Here is a 14,260-nt window from a genome sequence, read left to right on the forward strand (position 1 = left end):
CTCAGTATTGGTTATGGTATTCCCGTAACGCCTCAAACTCAGCGAATGCCTGAAGTCACTTTATCCTATAAAAATAGCCGCCGTAACCGCTATACCAAAACCAAACATGCTGAATTTACAGCAGAATATGGCCGTATCGGTAACAAACTCACCGATCTGCAATTAGGAATGGATATCAAACATGATATTCATGAGATGTTTTCAGTGGATGGAGAAGTGGCTACAGAGATTAAACTCAACAGTGACCGTGATGCGTTTACGGGTTACATCCCTTATATTGATGCGTATGCCTATGATAAAGATGATGAGCGTACTGTTAACCCTTACACAGTTGCTGGACTCAATATTAACGTCACTCAGAACTCAACAATATGCCCCGTGTCGGTTGGCAACAAACGGACGACAATATGACAGTGTCAATGTCGATCTCCTATCACAAGTAAGAACCCAATGACTGGAAGGCGTTAAATGATTTTCAGCCATATTACGCGCATAAAAAAAGGGAAACTAAGTTTCCCTTTCTTCGCATTTCACAGGTTTGATTACTTCTTAGAACCTGGGATGCTGAAACGTTGGTTAAAGCGATCAACACGACCACCAGTAGCAACGTCACGCTGTTTACCAGTGTAGAATGGGTGGCAGCTACCACAAACGTCCAGGTTCAGCGAGTGACCTGCTGTTGAATTAATTTTCATAACATTACCGCAAGAGCAGGTTGCAGTAACTTCTTCGTATTTAGGGTGAATACCTTTTTTCATGGGAAAACCTCTATTAAGGCCGTGTCGCCATTCCAGCCCTAACGCCGGACACCACACGTCGTGTTGATTAAAATGATTTATTGGCAAAATTAGATACCAAAGGCGGCGGATCATACAGAAAATCTGTTTATCGCGCAATGAAAACCACGTAGTTTTTATGGTACTCTAACAAAATAATTAAACTATTATTGCATAAAAACTAGACGGAACTCCAGTTATGATCGTCGTTCAGGTGGCTTTACCTGTTCCTTTAAATCGTGCATTTGACTATCGCTTAGCCGACAACATGCCCATTCCCCCCATAGGTGGCCGTGTCATGGTGCCTTTTGGAAAGCGCCAAGCGCTCGGCGTGGTGGTCAATCACAGCCATACAAGTGAACTATCTGAAGATCAGTTAAAAACCATTGAGCTTGTTCTCGATAAAGAAACGCTATTCCCTGATGACTTATGGCAGCTATTACTATGGTCTGCACAATATTATCACTACCCCATTGGCGAAGTGTTGTTTCATGCTCTGCCCATTCTATTACGACAGGGTAAGGCAGCGGAGTTTTCACCTATTTGGCAATGGCAGATAACACCACAAGGCAGCGCACTTGACCTTAATGAATTAAAACGTTCACCAAAACAGCAACAAGCGTTAGCATTGTTACGCCGCCGCTCCGTATATCGTCACCAAGTCGCTGAATTAGAATTAAGTGAAAGCGCATTACAATCACTGAAAAAGAAAGAATATATTGAGCTATATCCAGTTCAACCTATCACTGAAAAATGGCAATCACAATTTGCTGTCAGTGGTGAACGCCTACGCTTAAACAGTGAACAGGCTACCGCTGTTGGGGCTATTCGTGCCGAAGATGACCATTTTTCACCTTGGCTTCTTGCCGGCATTACTGGTTCAGGTAAAACGGAGGTTTATCTCAGCGTACTCGAAAACATTCTCGCTCAAGGTAAGCAAGCACTGGTTTTAGTTCCTGAAATTGGCTTAACCCCACAAACAATTAGCCGTTTTCGAGAGCGATTTAATGCTCCCGTGGACGTACTCCATTCAGGATTAAATGATAGTGAGCGCCTTGCCGTGTGGCTACGTGCGAAGCAAGGCAGTAACGCTATTGTGATAGGAACTCGTTCCGCTCTGTTTACCCCTTTCGCTCGTTTAGGCATCATTATTATTGATGAAGAGCACGACAACTCTTACAAACAACAGGATGGCTGGCGTTACCATGCGCGCGATCTCGCCGTCTTCCGCGCTAAAAAAGAAAATATCCCGATTATCATGGGAACAGCAACGCCTTCTTTAGAAACGTTATCCAATGTTCAGCAAAAAAAGTATCGCCAACTCAATTTAACATTACGAGCAGGCAATGCGCGTCCTGCGACACAACATCTGATTGATTTAAAAGGTCAACCGCTTAAATTTGGTTTATCCCATTTATTGATTAAGCATATTCAGCAGCATTTAGCGCAAAATAATCAGGTTATTTTGTTTTTAAATCGCCGAGGCTACTCACCCGCATTGCTCTGCCATGAATGTGGCTGGATAGCGGAATGCCAACGCTGCGATCACTATTACACCTTACACCAAAATTTCCGTCAGCTACGCTGCCATCATTGTGATAGCCAACGTCCCGTGCCTCGCCAATGCCCACACTGCGGCTCAACACACCTTGTGCCTGTTGGTATGGGGACAGAGCAATTGGAAGAAGGCATCAATGAATTATTCCCTGACATACCTGTCACGCGTATTGACCGTGATACCACCAGCCGTAAAGGGGAACTTGAACAGCATTTAAATGAAGTACATGCTGGTGGGGCACGAATTTTGATTGGCACACAAATGTTGGCAAAAGGCCATCATTTTCCCGATGTCACGCTGGTCGCTTTATTGGATGTGGATGGCGCCCTGTTTTCAAGTGACTTTAGAGCCGCCGAGCGATTTGCTCAACTCTATGTTCAAGTTTCTGGACGAGCAGGCCGCGCGGGTAAACAAGGTGAAGTATTTTTGCAAACACATCACCCCGAGCACCCACTATTACTAACGCTGTTAGAAAATGGCTATGAGGCATTTACTCAAGAAGCGATGGAAGAGCGGCGCATCGCTATGCTACCACCGTTTTCTAGCCATATTTTATTGCGTTCAGAAGATCACAATAATCAGGATGCTCGGCAATTTTTACAAAACGTTCGCCAATATATTACTGAACACCCGCAAAGTGATCCCCGTTTATGGATTTTAGGCCCTACCCCATCGATCCAAGCTAAGCGAGGTGGTCGCTTTCGCTGGCAATTATTATTACAACACCCATCACGAGGTTATTTGCAGCAATTTGTCGCACAAATTTTGCCTGAATTGCAGAGCCAACCAGAAAGCCGCAAAGTGAAGTGGAATATTGACGTGGATCCCACTGACTGTTAGGTGATAGTAAATATAGAAAAACTGAGAGTTGACGCTATCACTCCAGGCTCTTGGCTTAATGATATATTGACGAAGGTTAATAAATAATGAATTATTATAAGTTGGGTATAAATCCTGCAAGTAAAAAGTGGAAAGGTTATATGAACCCAAGCCCACTTTTTTTAGATGATAAAGGAAATGAATTAAATGATGTAAAACTATCAGCTATCCAAGAGAGATTTAATGGTGTTTTATATTTCGATATATTAAGTCAGGGTAAGATTCCCCCAGTTACCTCAACAGGCTCTAGATTCTTAGCATTTAATGGCAGTATTTTTTGTACAGATGATTTTGACGTTAACGGCGTCCAGCCAATACCAATTATTAATAGAGATAGTCATTTAAAATATATATTGATGCATGTATTTAATTACATTGATTGTGTTGATTGGGAACATTCTAAAGTTGATCACTGGCCTGTGGGATATATTCCAGAAACATGGGAGTCAAAGCGTGGGCGTTTTTTATTGAACCTGTTATTTATAAAAGTAAGATACCTAAAAACTTAGATGCCTTTCGTTTGTATGAATGGAATGATGCGTTTAATATCGTGATATCTGAAAGTTTTAAAGAAAAATTATTATCGGTAAAATTTGATCATACTTTTCTTGATTTTAAACTATTATCTCTTAAATAAGAAACTGCCGAGGTATTAGACCCTGTAAATAATTCTGTGTATTTGCCTTTCATTAAAGGTGACCGTCTAGGCGGTCGCCAAACGTAATAATAAAACGGCTCATTGCCTGTTTCCAGTTTTGAATTGGTATGCTCCATTTTTTAGAAGCTGATTCAATCGCTAAGTAAATCACTTTACGCACTCAATCATCGCTGGGGAATACCTTATGTTTCTTAATCGCATGACGAATAACGCTATTTAGTGACTCGATGGTATTCGTGGTATAAATGGCTTTGCGGATATCATCAGGGTAAACAAAAAATATATTTACGTTTTCCCAATGCGCATACCAACTTTTGCTAATAACAATTGATAACAGGCAATTATTGCATAAATCCAGCCCAAAAGGAGCTTCAACGCTATATTTCTACTTCAGGGTACGGGTTCTATAACAGCGATCAGTATGACCTTTTAGGGTAATTAACCCAGCATTTAGACACCAAACCGCACACCACGGTGTACCATGCGTACAATGACCACAGTTATACCTCCTTAGCCCGTATTGAGTGCACGGATACCCCCGCCAATCCACGGTGCGCCATCTATTACACGCACAGTGGCTTAAACGGATTGCCGGAGGCGCTCACCAACAGTGACGATCATCTCGTTTGGCAAGGTTAGTATGGTGTTTGGGGGTATTTACAGCGTCAGGCCCGCCCTACCGGTGAGTTTAACAGTGAACAAAACTTGCGTTTTCAAGGGCAATACTTCGACAAAGAAACTGGCCTGCACTACAATACCTTCAGGTACTACGCCCCAGATTTAGGCCGCTTTACCCAGCAAGACCCCATCGGGTTAGCGGGTGGGTTCAATCTGTACCAGTATGCGCCAAATCCACTGACATGGGTGGACCCGTGGGGTTGGGTGTGTTCTGGAAAAACTTCAGGTGGAAAAGGGTTAGGCGGAAATCAAAAAGTTGATCGAGCAGCGAGAGAACTTGATTACGCAGTGCAGAGAGCAAGTAAATATCTTGACCGCGGTGGTCATATGAATACTGCATGGGGAAAGATATATCAAAATTGGGCAAATAATCAACATATACCCCAGTGGTTAAAAAATGTTGCTAGCGGGAATGCTATTCAGCAAATAACGGACAAATTAACCGTTAACAATAGATATCTTGAAGGTATTATCAGAAATAAAACAGGTTCATGGTGGGGGAGCTTACGCCCAGATTATCATTTCGAACTACCAAACGGAAAAGTAGCTGTATTTGATATAACTACTTCGGGGCAAGCATCTAAAATGAGTAAATATAATATTGACGATGTTACGGATTGGTTGATTAATATTCTTTATCAATAGAGGTTATTTTATATGAATAATAAATTAAAAAAAGAAATGGTAGAGAGATGGACTGATGAGCTGAACTTTAAGATAAACGCCATGTTTAAAAAGGAAGATTGGAGAGACAAAAATATTATTAATGCTCGTTGGAATATGGCTCCTTTTGGGTCCACCGATAATAATAAACTAGATTTTAGAGGATTTGTTTTTAGAGAGCCTATTCATTACCACTATATCTCAAATATTGATTTTTCTTATTCACGGGTAATAAGTGGTAATAAAGATAAGTACGGACCATCAAGAGGAGTAACTGGATTTATTAGTTCGATACTTGAAGATTGCAACTTTATTGGTTCACAGATGCCTGCTAACTTGGCTGAAAAATTTACAAAATGTAATTTCAGTGGAGCAAAATTTGAGTCATCAAAATTAAATGCTGATTTTTTTTCCTGTCAGTTTATTAACTCCGACATGAAAGATGTTTTAGCCAATGGTAAAAAATTTATCAAATGTGATTTCACTAATGCTAGTTTAAAAAAATGTAATTTTTACAACTGCTATTTTGAAGACTGTATATTTGATAATGCAATTATGTCTTCCTCAAATATCTCAGGTAGTACATTTGTTAAGACTAAACCTTCTGAGCTTCAGATCATGAGCTGCTCTGTGTCTGATAATTTAAAATTTTTATAAAATATTCTAAACATCATAGATAAATTCTGATTATGTATTCGACATGTAGATTATTGTGTTTACTTGCGTAAAAACACTTATTTCCAGTAAGTAAAATTCATTGATTTTATAGATTTTCTAAAATACTCACGATAGGTTGAATGGCGTGTCAGAGGTTCTTACCAAGAATAAAGGTAATATCGTTTAGCAAGGCCAATAGGGTGTTTGGGGGAATTTACAGCGTCAGGCCCGCCCTACCGGTGAGTTTAACAGTAAGCAAAGCCTACCCGTTTGAAGTGCTGCTTATGTTATTGCAATGACCGTGAATCACACTCGACATGGCTCGACCGTTCCCAGCCTCTTTTGATATGCAAATAGCCGCACTTTTTTCCTGCGATCACCTGCAATCATACAAACTGACTCACCAGATATTATCCCTCCTTTTTATTCAGAAACTTTATGCTAACTATTTTCAATATTTGCGAACCAGCTCTAAAAAATGACGTGAGTCACAGTTTTTATGTAAACTAGGTAACAGATATTATTGTTAAACCAATTAGAATAACTCGTTACTTGAAGCGATGACGTCTTTGCGCCATTCAAAAAAGCAATCGATTAACTAAACGTAAGGAAGGCGTTGTGGAACAAAAACAACAAAATGCTACTGCAACCATGAAAGATGTTGCTAAAGCAGCGGGCGTATCAACGGCGACTGTCTCTAGAACATTAATGACGCCTGAAAAGGTCTCATTACAAACTCGTCAAAAAGTCGAGCAAGCAGTGATGGACGTGGGCTATTATCCACACAGCCTAGCGAGAAGCTACAAACGTAACGAATCGAAAACGATCTTGGCGATAGTGCCTGATATTAGCGACCCTTTTTTTAGTGATGTTATTTGTGGACTTGAAAAAGTTGCCGCACAAGAAGGCTATTTTGTACTGATTGGTGACTGCAAACATCAGCAAAAGCAAGAAAACGCTTTTATTAATCTAATCATCACAAAGCAAATCGATGGGATGGTACTGTTAGGGTCGAACTTACCGTTTGATGTATCCGCAGAAGAACAAAAAAATTTACCGCCAATCGTTATGGCTAACGAATTCTCGCCTGAATTAAAATTACCGACTGTTCATATCGATAACCTAACATCAGCCTTTAATGCCACCCATTATTTACAAAAATTAGGTCATAAGCGCATTGCATGTATTGCAGGGCCTGAGCATATGCCTCACAGCCAATATCGTTTAGAAGGTTATAAAAAAGCGATGCTACGTACTGGCGAAAAATTGCGGGAATATTATATTGTTCGAGGCGATTTTACCCATGAAAGTGGCGCTGAAGCAGTCAAAACTCTGCTATCGCTACCGGAACCTCCTACCGCTATTTTTTGTCATAGCGATATTATGGCAATCGGCGCCATGTGGCAGGCTAAAAAATTAGGTTTAACGCTACCTGACGATTTATCTATCGTCGGGTTTGATAATTTAGAACAAGCCAAGTATACACTGCCGGCATTAACAACCATTAACCATCCCCGAGATGAAATTGGTCGACATGCTATGTTATTGCTGCTTGAACAACTACAGGGTAATAGTGTCACTCCGGGTTCTCGCCTCCTAGATTCTGATTTAATCATCAGAGAGAGTGCAAAAGCGCCTAAAAGCTAGGCAAAGTCGTTCAGGTTAAGTAACATGTATGTCCTAACTTATTCAAGGTGCAGCTTAAGTGGTGATCCGAACAATAGTGAAATGCCTGCAACAATAGGCCATTATTGTCAATCAGCCTAACGAATCAACTACAGCTTGAGATATGCAAGTATAAAACTGAATAATCACAGACACTCAATAAACTAGTGAATTAACAGCGTGGCACAAAAAGATTATGTAGCTCGTGGGCGGTCACCAGCCCGCCGAAAAACCAGTAAAGGTAAATCAAAGAAAGCACAAGGACTGCCGATAACGACATTGGTCGTTGCCGTCGGCATTGTGGTTTTATTTGTTGGTGGCCTTTTCTATATCACTCAAAATAAAAAAGAGTCGCCGCAGAATGTGGGGGCTAATCCACCGTCAGCGCCGACCAATACTCTGCCGCCAAAACCCGAGGAGCGCTGGCGCTATATTAAAGAGCTGGAACGACGTGGTGTTGATACGCCAAATATTCAGCAACCAAACAGCCAGAATGGCAATATTATGCGTCCATCCGATCTGACACCTGAACAGCGTCAGCTCTTGGAGCAAATTGATTCAGATAGACGTGGTCCTGTAACCAATTTACAGGAGGTTCCTTATAACGGGCAGCCTGTACCGCGCTCACAAGTGATCATCAATGAGCCAACTCAGCCGGTGAGTCCACCCGTGCGGCACAAGCCTACAACGCCACCTGAGACAAAAACAGAGACGCGTTCTACACAACCAGCGCAGTCGTCACCTGCACAATCTGAAAGTAAGCCAGCCAATAATTTACAAAATATGCTCGTACAATGTGGCTCTTTCCGTACTGCCGAGCAGGCTGAATCTGTCCGAGCCACTCTCGCATTCTCGGGAATCGAGAGCAGAATCACTGTTGGTGGTGGTTGGCATCGTATTGTGCTTGGCCCTTATTCTAAGGCAACAGCAGAAAAAATGCGCGATCGAGCAAGTAGCGTCGGTGTTTCTGGTTGTATTCTTCGTGCCTCTGGGGGTTGAAAAATATAATCCCCTCCCCCATGTACTGTTGTAACGTACTATCAAGAGCGGCTATTACAGCATTTTGTTTATTTCCAGTTACCGATTTAAGAAGGTCGGTAATTGGGAAAATTAATACGCCGCATTTTTTCGTCATAAAACCAGGGGCTAACTCATGACAACAATCGTAAGTGTTCGCCGTAATGGCCAGGTCGTAATTGGTGGAGATGGGCAGGCGACGATGGGTAATACCGTCATGAAAGGCAATGTCCGCAAAGTTCGTCGCTTATATAACGACAAAGTTATTGCCGGATTTGCCGGTGGCACTGCTGACGCATTCACTCTTTTTGAGTTGTTTGAGCGCAAGCTTGAGCTACATCAAGGCCATTTAACTAAAGCTGCTGTTGAGCTAGCAAAAGATTGGCGTACTGACCGCATGCTACGCAAACTCGAAGCGCTACTTGCTGTTGCTGATGAACATACCTCCCTCATTATTACAGGGAATGGTGATGTCGTTCAGCCAGAGAATGATTTAATTGCTATAGGTTCAGGTGGCTCATATGCACAAGCCGCTGCACGCGCATTACTTGAAAATACCGACTTAAGTGCTCGTGAAATTGCTGAAAAAGCACTGTCTATCGCCGGTGATATCTGTATCTATACCAACCACAATGTCAACTTTGAAGAAATTTCTTCAAAATCATAAGGATTGCCTGTATGTCCGAAATGACTCCACGCGAAATAGTTAGCGAACTTGATAACCATATTATTGGTCAAAATAAGGCAAAACGTTCTGTCGCAATCGCCCTGCGTAACCGTTGGCGTCGTATGCAACTGAATGAAACGTTGCGCCATGAAGTCACGCCAAAAAATATTTTAATGATTGGACCAACTGGTGTTGGTAAAACGGAAATTGCACGCCGTCTGGCAAAGCTTGCTAATGCCCCCTTCATCAAAGTTGAAGCAACAAAATTCACTGAAGTTGGCTATGTTGGTAAAGAAGTAGACTCTATCATCCGTGACCTCGCAGACTCTGCTGTCAAAATGGTACGTCAGCAATCTATCGAAAAAAATCGGTATCGTGCAGAAGAATTAGCCGAAGAGCGTATTCTCGATGTCTTGATTCCACCAGCAAAAAATAACTGGGGCCAATCAGAGCCTGTTGATGGGCACTCACCAGCGCGTCAATCTTTCCGTAAAAAACTACGTGAAGGCCAGTTAGACGATAAAGAAATTGAAATTGAAGTTGCTGCCGCGCCAATGGGCGTTGAAATCATGGCTCCTCCAGGTATGGAAGAGATGACTAATCAGCTGCAATCTATGTTTCAAAACCTTGCGGGCCAAAAACAAAAAGCACGTAAGATGACGATAAAAGAAGCTTTTAAACTTTTGGTTGAAGAAGAAGCAGCCAAGTTAGTCAACCCTGAAGAGTTGAAAGAGCAGGCTATCGAAGCGGTTGAGCAACACGGCATCGTATTTATCGATGAGTTCGATAAAATCTGTAAACGAGGTGGACAAAGCTCCGGCCCTGATGTTTCCCGTGAAGGTGTCCAGCGTGACTTACTGCCATTGATCGAAGGGTGTACTGTTTCGACTAAGCATGGCATGGTCAAAACAGATCATATTCTGTTTATCGCTTCTGGGGCATTCCAAGTCTCTAGCCCTTCTGACCTGATCCCTGAATTACAGGGTCGTTTGCCAATTCGAGTTGAACTACAAGCACTGACGACAGAAGACTTTGTACGTATTCTGACGGAGCCAAATGCCTCGCTGACTGAACAATACAAAGCCTTAATGGCAACAGAAGGTGTCACAATTGAGTTCACAGAAGATGGTATTCGCCGCATTGCAGAAGCCGCATGGCAAGTGAATGAGTCGACTGAAAATATTGGTGCTCGTCGCTTACATACTGTTTTAGAGCGTCTAATGGAGGATATCTCCTATGATGCGAGTGAACGTAACGGTCAAACCATTCACATTGACGCGGCATACGTCAGACAACACCTAGATGAATTAGTGGCTGATGAAGATCTGAGTAGATTTATTTTATAAGCTTATTAATTATCAGGTTTTCATGTATCCTTAATATGCATCTAATAAAGTACAACGGTGATTCATCGTTGTACTTTATAATATGAGATTAAGCAGCAAATATTCAGCTTCTCACAAAACCATGACCTATGCTGTCCATGAGGACGCTCTCATGAAACGAGAGTCATAAGGTATGTCATGTGAGGGCTTATTAATGATATTGAACATAACAAACCTGTGAAATTATTGAATGAGCTCATCTACTTCTATTAGCCGTAAGCAGGCCTGGCTAGAAAGTTTACGCCCTAAAACCCTGCCTCTAGGGGTGATTGCGATTATCACTGGCTCTGCGTTAACCTATTTAATGGGCACGTTTAAGTGGCCAGTTGCCCTTTTAGCACTAATTACAGCAGGTTTACTGCAAATATTGTCTAACCTTGCTAATGATTACGGCGATGCCGTGAAAGGCTCTGACACTGCCGAACGTATAGGCCCTTTGCGTGGCATGCAAAAAGGGGTCATCACCCAAGCAGAGATGAAAAAAGCGCTCAAAATTAATATTATCGCTGCCTGTATTTCAGGGCTGCTGTTAATTATAGTCGCTTGTGAAAAACCAGAAGACGCTATCGGCTTCTTAGTGTTAGGGTTAGTTGCAATTGTTGCGGCAATCACCTATACCGTTGGTAAAAAACCTTATGGTTACCTAGGCTTAGGGGATATTTCTGTTCTTATTTTCTTCGGCTGGCTCAGTGTTATTGGCACATATTATTTGCAATCCAACAGCTTTAATATGATCACGTTTTTACCTGCAACGGCATGTGGATTACTTTCAGTTGCAGTGCTCAATATTAACAATATGCGCGATATCGAAAATGATATTAAAGCGGGCAAAAATACCCTCGCGGTACGTTTAGGCCCTCAAGGTGCGAGGATCTATCACGCAGCTATCATTATTATCGCGATTTTATGCCTAGCTTTCTTTAATTTACTGTATCTGCACGGTTGGGCCGGCTGGTTATTTTTACTGGCGGTGCCTATGTTGATGAATCATATTCGCCGTGTACTCAGTGATCCGACACCCGAAGGCATGCGTCCGATGCTAGAAAACATGGTGAAAGCAGCACTATTCACTAACGTTCTCTTTTCTATCGGTGTAGTATTGAGTAAATAATTGCTTATTTTTTGACTCGACTCCCCTATTTTTAAGAGGTGAATTTTGCCAATCACCTCTTAAAAGGGATATACTTTATCTCTCTTGCAGCAAAAAAAGACCTATACACTATGAAATATGATACTTCCGAACTCTGTGATATCTACCAAGAAAGCGTCAATGTGGTAGAGCCTCTATTTTCCAATTTTGGTGGGCGTACTTCATTTGGCGGTCAAATCATTACGGTTAAGTGCTTTGAAGACAATGGCCTACTGTATGATTTGCTGGAAGAAGATGGCCATGGCCGTATTCTCCTCGTCGATGGGGGCGGTTCTGTGCGTAAAGCACTCATTGATGCAGAGCTCGCTAGATTAGCGGTCGATAACCACTGGGAAGGCATTGTGATATACGGTGCTGTACGCCAAGTGGATGCATTGATGGAGCTCGATCTGGGTATTCAAGCCATTGCTGCAATACCGAGCGGTTGCCCAGATGAAGGGATTGGAGAAAGTGATATCCGCGTTAATTTTGGCGGCGTTACCTTCTTCTCTGGTGACTACCTTTATGCCGATAATACAGGCATTATTCTGTCAGAAGAGCCTCTTGCAACGCAGGATAGTGCAGGTTTTGAAGTCATTGACGATGAAGACCTCTAGGCCTTAAATAAACAAATTCCATTAAAAAAGAAGGGCCGATGATGATATCGGCCCTTCTTTTCGGTAGAACACGTTTTGCTGTATCTATATCACAAAGGGTAGCGGTGTTAATCTCACTACCCCATCAAGCATGTCAGCTTTTAATGCCAATATGTCACCTACAAGTATCAGTAACAGCTATAAAGGATTAAAGCCATTACTCTCCCAAATACTCTACACCGTTCGTATTGTAACTGGGTCGCCATCACAAGCTATAACGGCAAACATACACGGCGTCATAACGTCTTGAATGTATAACGCTCTAACTAGCCTGTGTTGCCGTTAAACACCAAATTACTGTTATCTTGATGAATAAACATACCGCTCTAACGAATTGAAACTCGTTAACTGAATACCCTAAATTATTCGAGTTGCAGCTAGGCAGCGATTCGCAAGTGACCCCGATGAACATACACTAGATATGCATCAGGCAACCGAGAGATGCCAGCACTGCTGCGGCGCGAAACATAACGGGTATTTAAACTTCTTCCATTTTGCCGAGCAACCCACGCAACTTTTCTTGCCAAGTCTGCTGCTCTTGTTTCAGTTGTTCATTTTCACGTACGAGTGACTCAGTACCTGATTTCGCGTTATCGAGTTCTTGAACGAGTGCACTATTTTTATCTTTCAGTTCATCGATTTCCATTTGCAACAATGTGATTGTATCAATCGCTTGTTGGACTTTTGCTTCTAATTTCTCAAATACTTCAAATGACATTCTTCTAACCTCCCATGTAAGCTTTATTATCGATTGTAAGTAGCATGATCCCCTGTGTCTAGTAGCTTGACTCTGATTCCCTTAATCACTTATTTTAAAACACTGGTCGGATCACATTGTAAAGGTCGATTACGTCACTATTTTTGGTCGTTCTTTTTCGTTTTGGTGATGTAACACACATATTTCAATTTCGATATTTCTCGTTTGCGCTCATTAACGATAAATTTACACTATAGGTTTTCACTTTGAAGATCTTAATCTGAAAAACATTACAATAATTTTAATTTTCGTAGGATAGAAAGATATGAGCCAAACGACCACAACTACACTTACAGGTCAGTGCATATCAGAATTTTTAGGTACTGCACTCATCGTATTCTTCGGATTAGGCTGCGTTGCTGCCGTCCGTATCGCGGGAGCACAACTCGGTCTCTGGGAAATCAGTATTATTTGGGGCTTTGGTGTTGCTCTCGCTGTATATCTAACAGCCGGTATTTCCGGAGCTCACCTTAACCCAGCTGTAACCATCGCATTATGGTTATTCGCGAGTTTCGAAAGACATAAAGTTGCCCCTTATATTGTTGCGCAAATGTTAGGCGGCTTTTTTGCTGCTGCCTTAGTTTACGCCATGTACTCCCCTGTATTCATTGACTACGACCAAGTTCATCACATTGTTCGCGGCACACAAGAGAGTCTCTTTACTGCGGGTGTTTTCTCCACTTACCCAGCACCACAGCTAAGCGAAATGCATGCCTTCTTTATTGAAGTCGTTATCGCCGCGATTCTACTTTGCCTAATCTTGGCACTCACTGACGATGGTAATGGTATTCCACGCGGTCCTTTAGCACCTCTTCTAATTGGTATATTAATCGCTGTTATTGGTGGCTCTTTCGGACCACTGACAGGATTTGCCTTAAACCCAGCTCGTGATTTTGGCCCTAAAGTCGTCGCCTATTTTGCTGGTTGGGGAGACATTGCGCTCACGGGTGGCCGTGAAATTCCTTATTTTCTTGTCCCATTAATTGCTCCTATTGTAGGTGCGTTAATTGGTGCATTTGGTTATCGCATGCTGATTACTCGTCATTTACCCGGTTTCATTCATACGAAAAAAGACGAGCAATCAAAAACAGCGAGTAAAAACGTTTAATCATCAC

Annotated in this window: 13 protein-coding genes and 2 pseudogenes; 12 read left to right on the forward strand and 3 right to left on the reverse strand. The window is 42.0% G+C overall.

Annotated elements, in window-relative coordinates; all coding sequences use genetic code 11:
- The first annotated feature begins 45 nt into the window (after positions 1-45).
- Positions 46-411, forward strand: coding sequence for a hypothetical protein (locus ACWPW6_RS17935; RefSeq protein WP_249999500.1), 366 nt, complete (start codon positions 46-48; stop codon positions 409-411).
- Positions 412-542: 131 nt separating this feature from the next.
- On the opposite strand, the gene rpmE is transcribed toward ACWPW6_RS17935, so the two are convergent.
- Positions 543-758: a 50S ribosomal protein L31 gene (gene rpmE / locus ACWPW6_RS17940; protein ID WP_154622565.1), complete on the reverse strand. Its 216-nt coding sequence runs from the start codon at positions 756-758 to the stop codon at positions 543-545.
- Between the two features lie 217 nt (positions 759-975).
- Between rpmE and priA the strand changes: the two genes are divergently transcribed.
- Positions 976-3,174 (forward strand): primosomal protein N', encoded by a 2,199-nt coding sequence (gene priA / locus ACWPW6_RS17945; protein WP_154622564.1) that lies wholly within the window; start codon positions 976-978, stop codon positions 3,172-3,174.
- An 86-nt stretch (positions 3,175-3,260) separates the two neighbouring features.
- Positions 3,261-3,722: a hypothetical protein gene (locus tag ACWPW6_RS17950; RefSeq protein WP_247047161.1), complete on the forward strand. Its 462-nt coding sequence runs from the start codon at positions 3,261-3,263 to the stop codon at positions 3,720-3,722.
- A 180-nt stretch (positions 3,723-3,902) separates the two neighbouring features.
- Here ACWPW6_RS17950 and ACWPW6_RS17955 read toward each other — a convergent pair.
- Positions 3,903-4,193, reverse strand: a pseudogene (locus ACWPW6_RS17955) (transposase); the annotation flags it as partial.
- 122 nt (positions 4,194-4,315) lie between these two features.
- On the opposite strand from ACWPW6_RS17955, the pseudogene ACWPW6_RS17960 reads away from it, so the two are divergent.
- The 8 genes and pseudogenes from ACWPW6_RS17960 to rraA all read left to right on the forward strand — a co-directional run.
- Positions 4,316-4,750 (forward strand): annotated as a pseudogene (locus ACWPW6_RS17960) (RHS repeat-associated core domain-containing protein); the annotation flags it as partial.
- 456 nt (positions 4,751-5,206) lie between these two features.
- Positions 5,207-5,869, forward strand: coding sequence for a pentapeptide repeat-containing protein (locus ACWPW6_RS17965; RefSeq protein WP_249999503.1), 663 nt, complete (start codon positions 5,207-5,209; stop codon positions 5,867-5,869).
- A gap of 618 nt (positions 5,870-6,487) precedes the next feature.
- Positions 6,488-7,516, forward strand: a complete 1,029-nt coding sequence (gene cytR, locus ACWPW6_RS17970; RefSeq protein WP_196714160.1) for a DNA-binding transcriptional regulator CytR — start codon at positions 6,488-6,490, stop codon at positions 7,514-7,516.
- Positions 7,517-7,714: 198 nt separating this feature from the next.
- Positions 7,715-8,533, forward strand: coding sequence for a cell division protein FtsN (ftsN, locus tag ACWPW6_RS17975; protein ID WP_163863346.1), 819 nt, complete (start codon positions 7,715-7,717; stop codon positions 8,531-8,533).
- A 154-nt stretch (positions 8,534-8,687) separates the two neighbouring features.
- A complete protein-coding gene (gene hslV / locus ACWPW6_RS17980; RefSeq protein ID WP_154622266.1) occupies positions 8,688-9,218 on the forward strand; it encodes an ATP-dependent protease subunit HslV in 531 nt (176 codons plus the stop codon).
- 11 nt (positions 9,219-9,229) lie between these two features.
- Complete coding sequence (gene hslU, locus ACWPW6_RS17985) at positions 9,230-10,564, forward strand: HslU--HslV peptidase ATPase subunit (RefSeq protein ID WP_154622267.1); 1,335 nt, start codon at positions 9,230-9,232, stop codon at positions 10,562-10,564.
- 229 nt (positions 10,565-10,793) lie between these two features.
- The gene (locus tag ACWPW6_RS17990; RefSeq protein ID WP_249999505.1) at positions 10,794-11,714 is read left to right on the forward strand and encodes a 1,4-dihydroxy-2-naphthoate polyprenyltransferase; all 921 of its coding nucleotides are present in this window, start codon (positions 10,794-10,796) and stop codon (positions 11,712-11,714) included.
- 110 nt (positions 11,715-11,824) lie between these two features.
- A complete protein-coding gene (rraA, locus tag ACWPW6_RS17995; RefSeq protein ID WP_154622269.1) occupies positions 11,825-12,349 on the forward strand; it encodes a ribonuclease E activity regulator RraA in 525 nt (174 codons plus the stop codon).
- Between the two features lie 517 nt (positions 12,350-12,866).
- Here the strand turns inward: rraA and zapB are convergent.
- Positions 12,867-13,106, reverse strand: coding sequence for a cell division protein ZapB (gene zapB, locus ACWPW6_RS18000; protein WP_154622270.1), 240 nt, complete (start codon positions 13,104-13,106; stop codon positions 12,867-12,869).
- Positions 13,107-13,410: 304 nt separating this feature from the next.
- Between zapB and ACWPW6_RS18005 the strand changes: the two genes are divergently transcribed.
- Entirely contained in the window at positions 13,411-14,253 is an 843-nt protein-coding gene (locus ACWPW6_RS18005) for an MIP/aquaporin family protein (protein ID WP_154622271.1), read from the forward strand.
- Positions 14,254-14,260 lie beyond the last annotated feature (7 nt).

The organism is Providencia sp. Marseille-Q8014, from assembly GCF_965112055.1.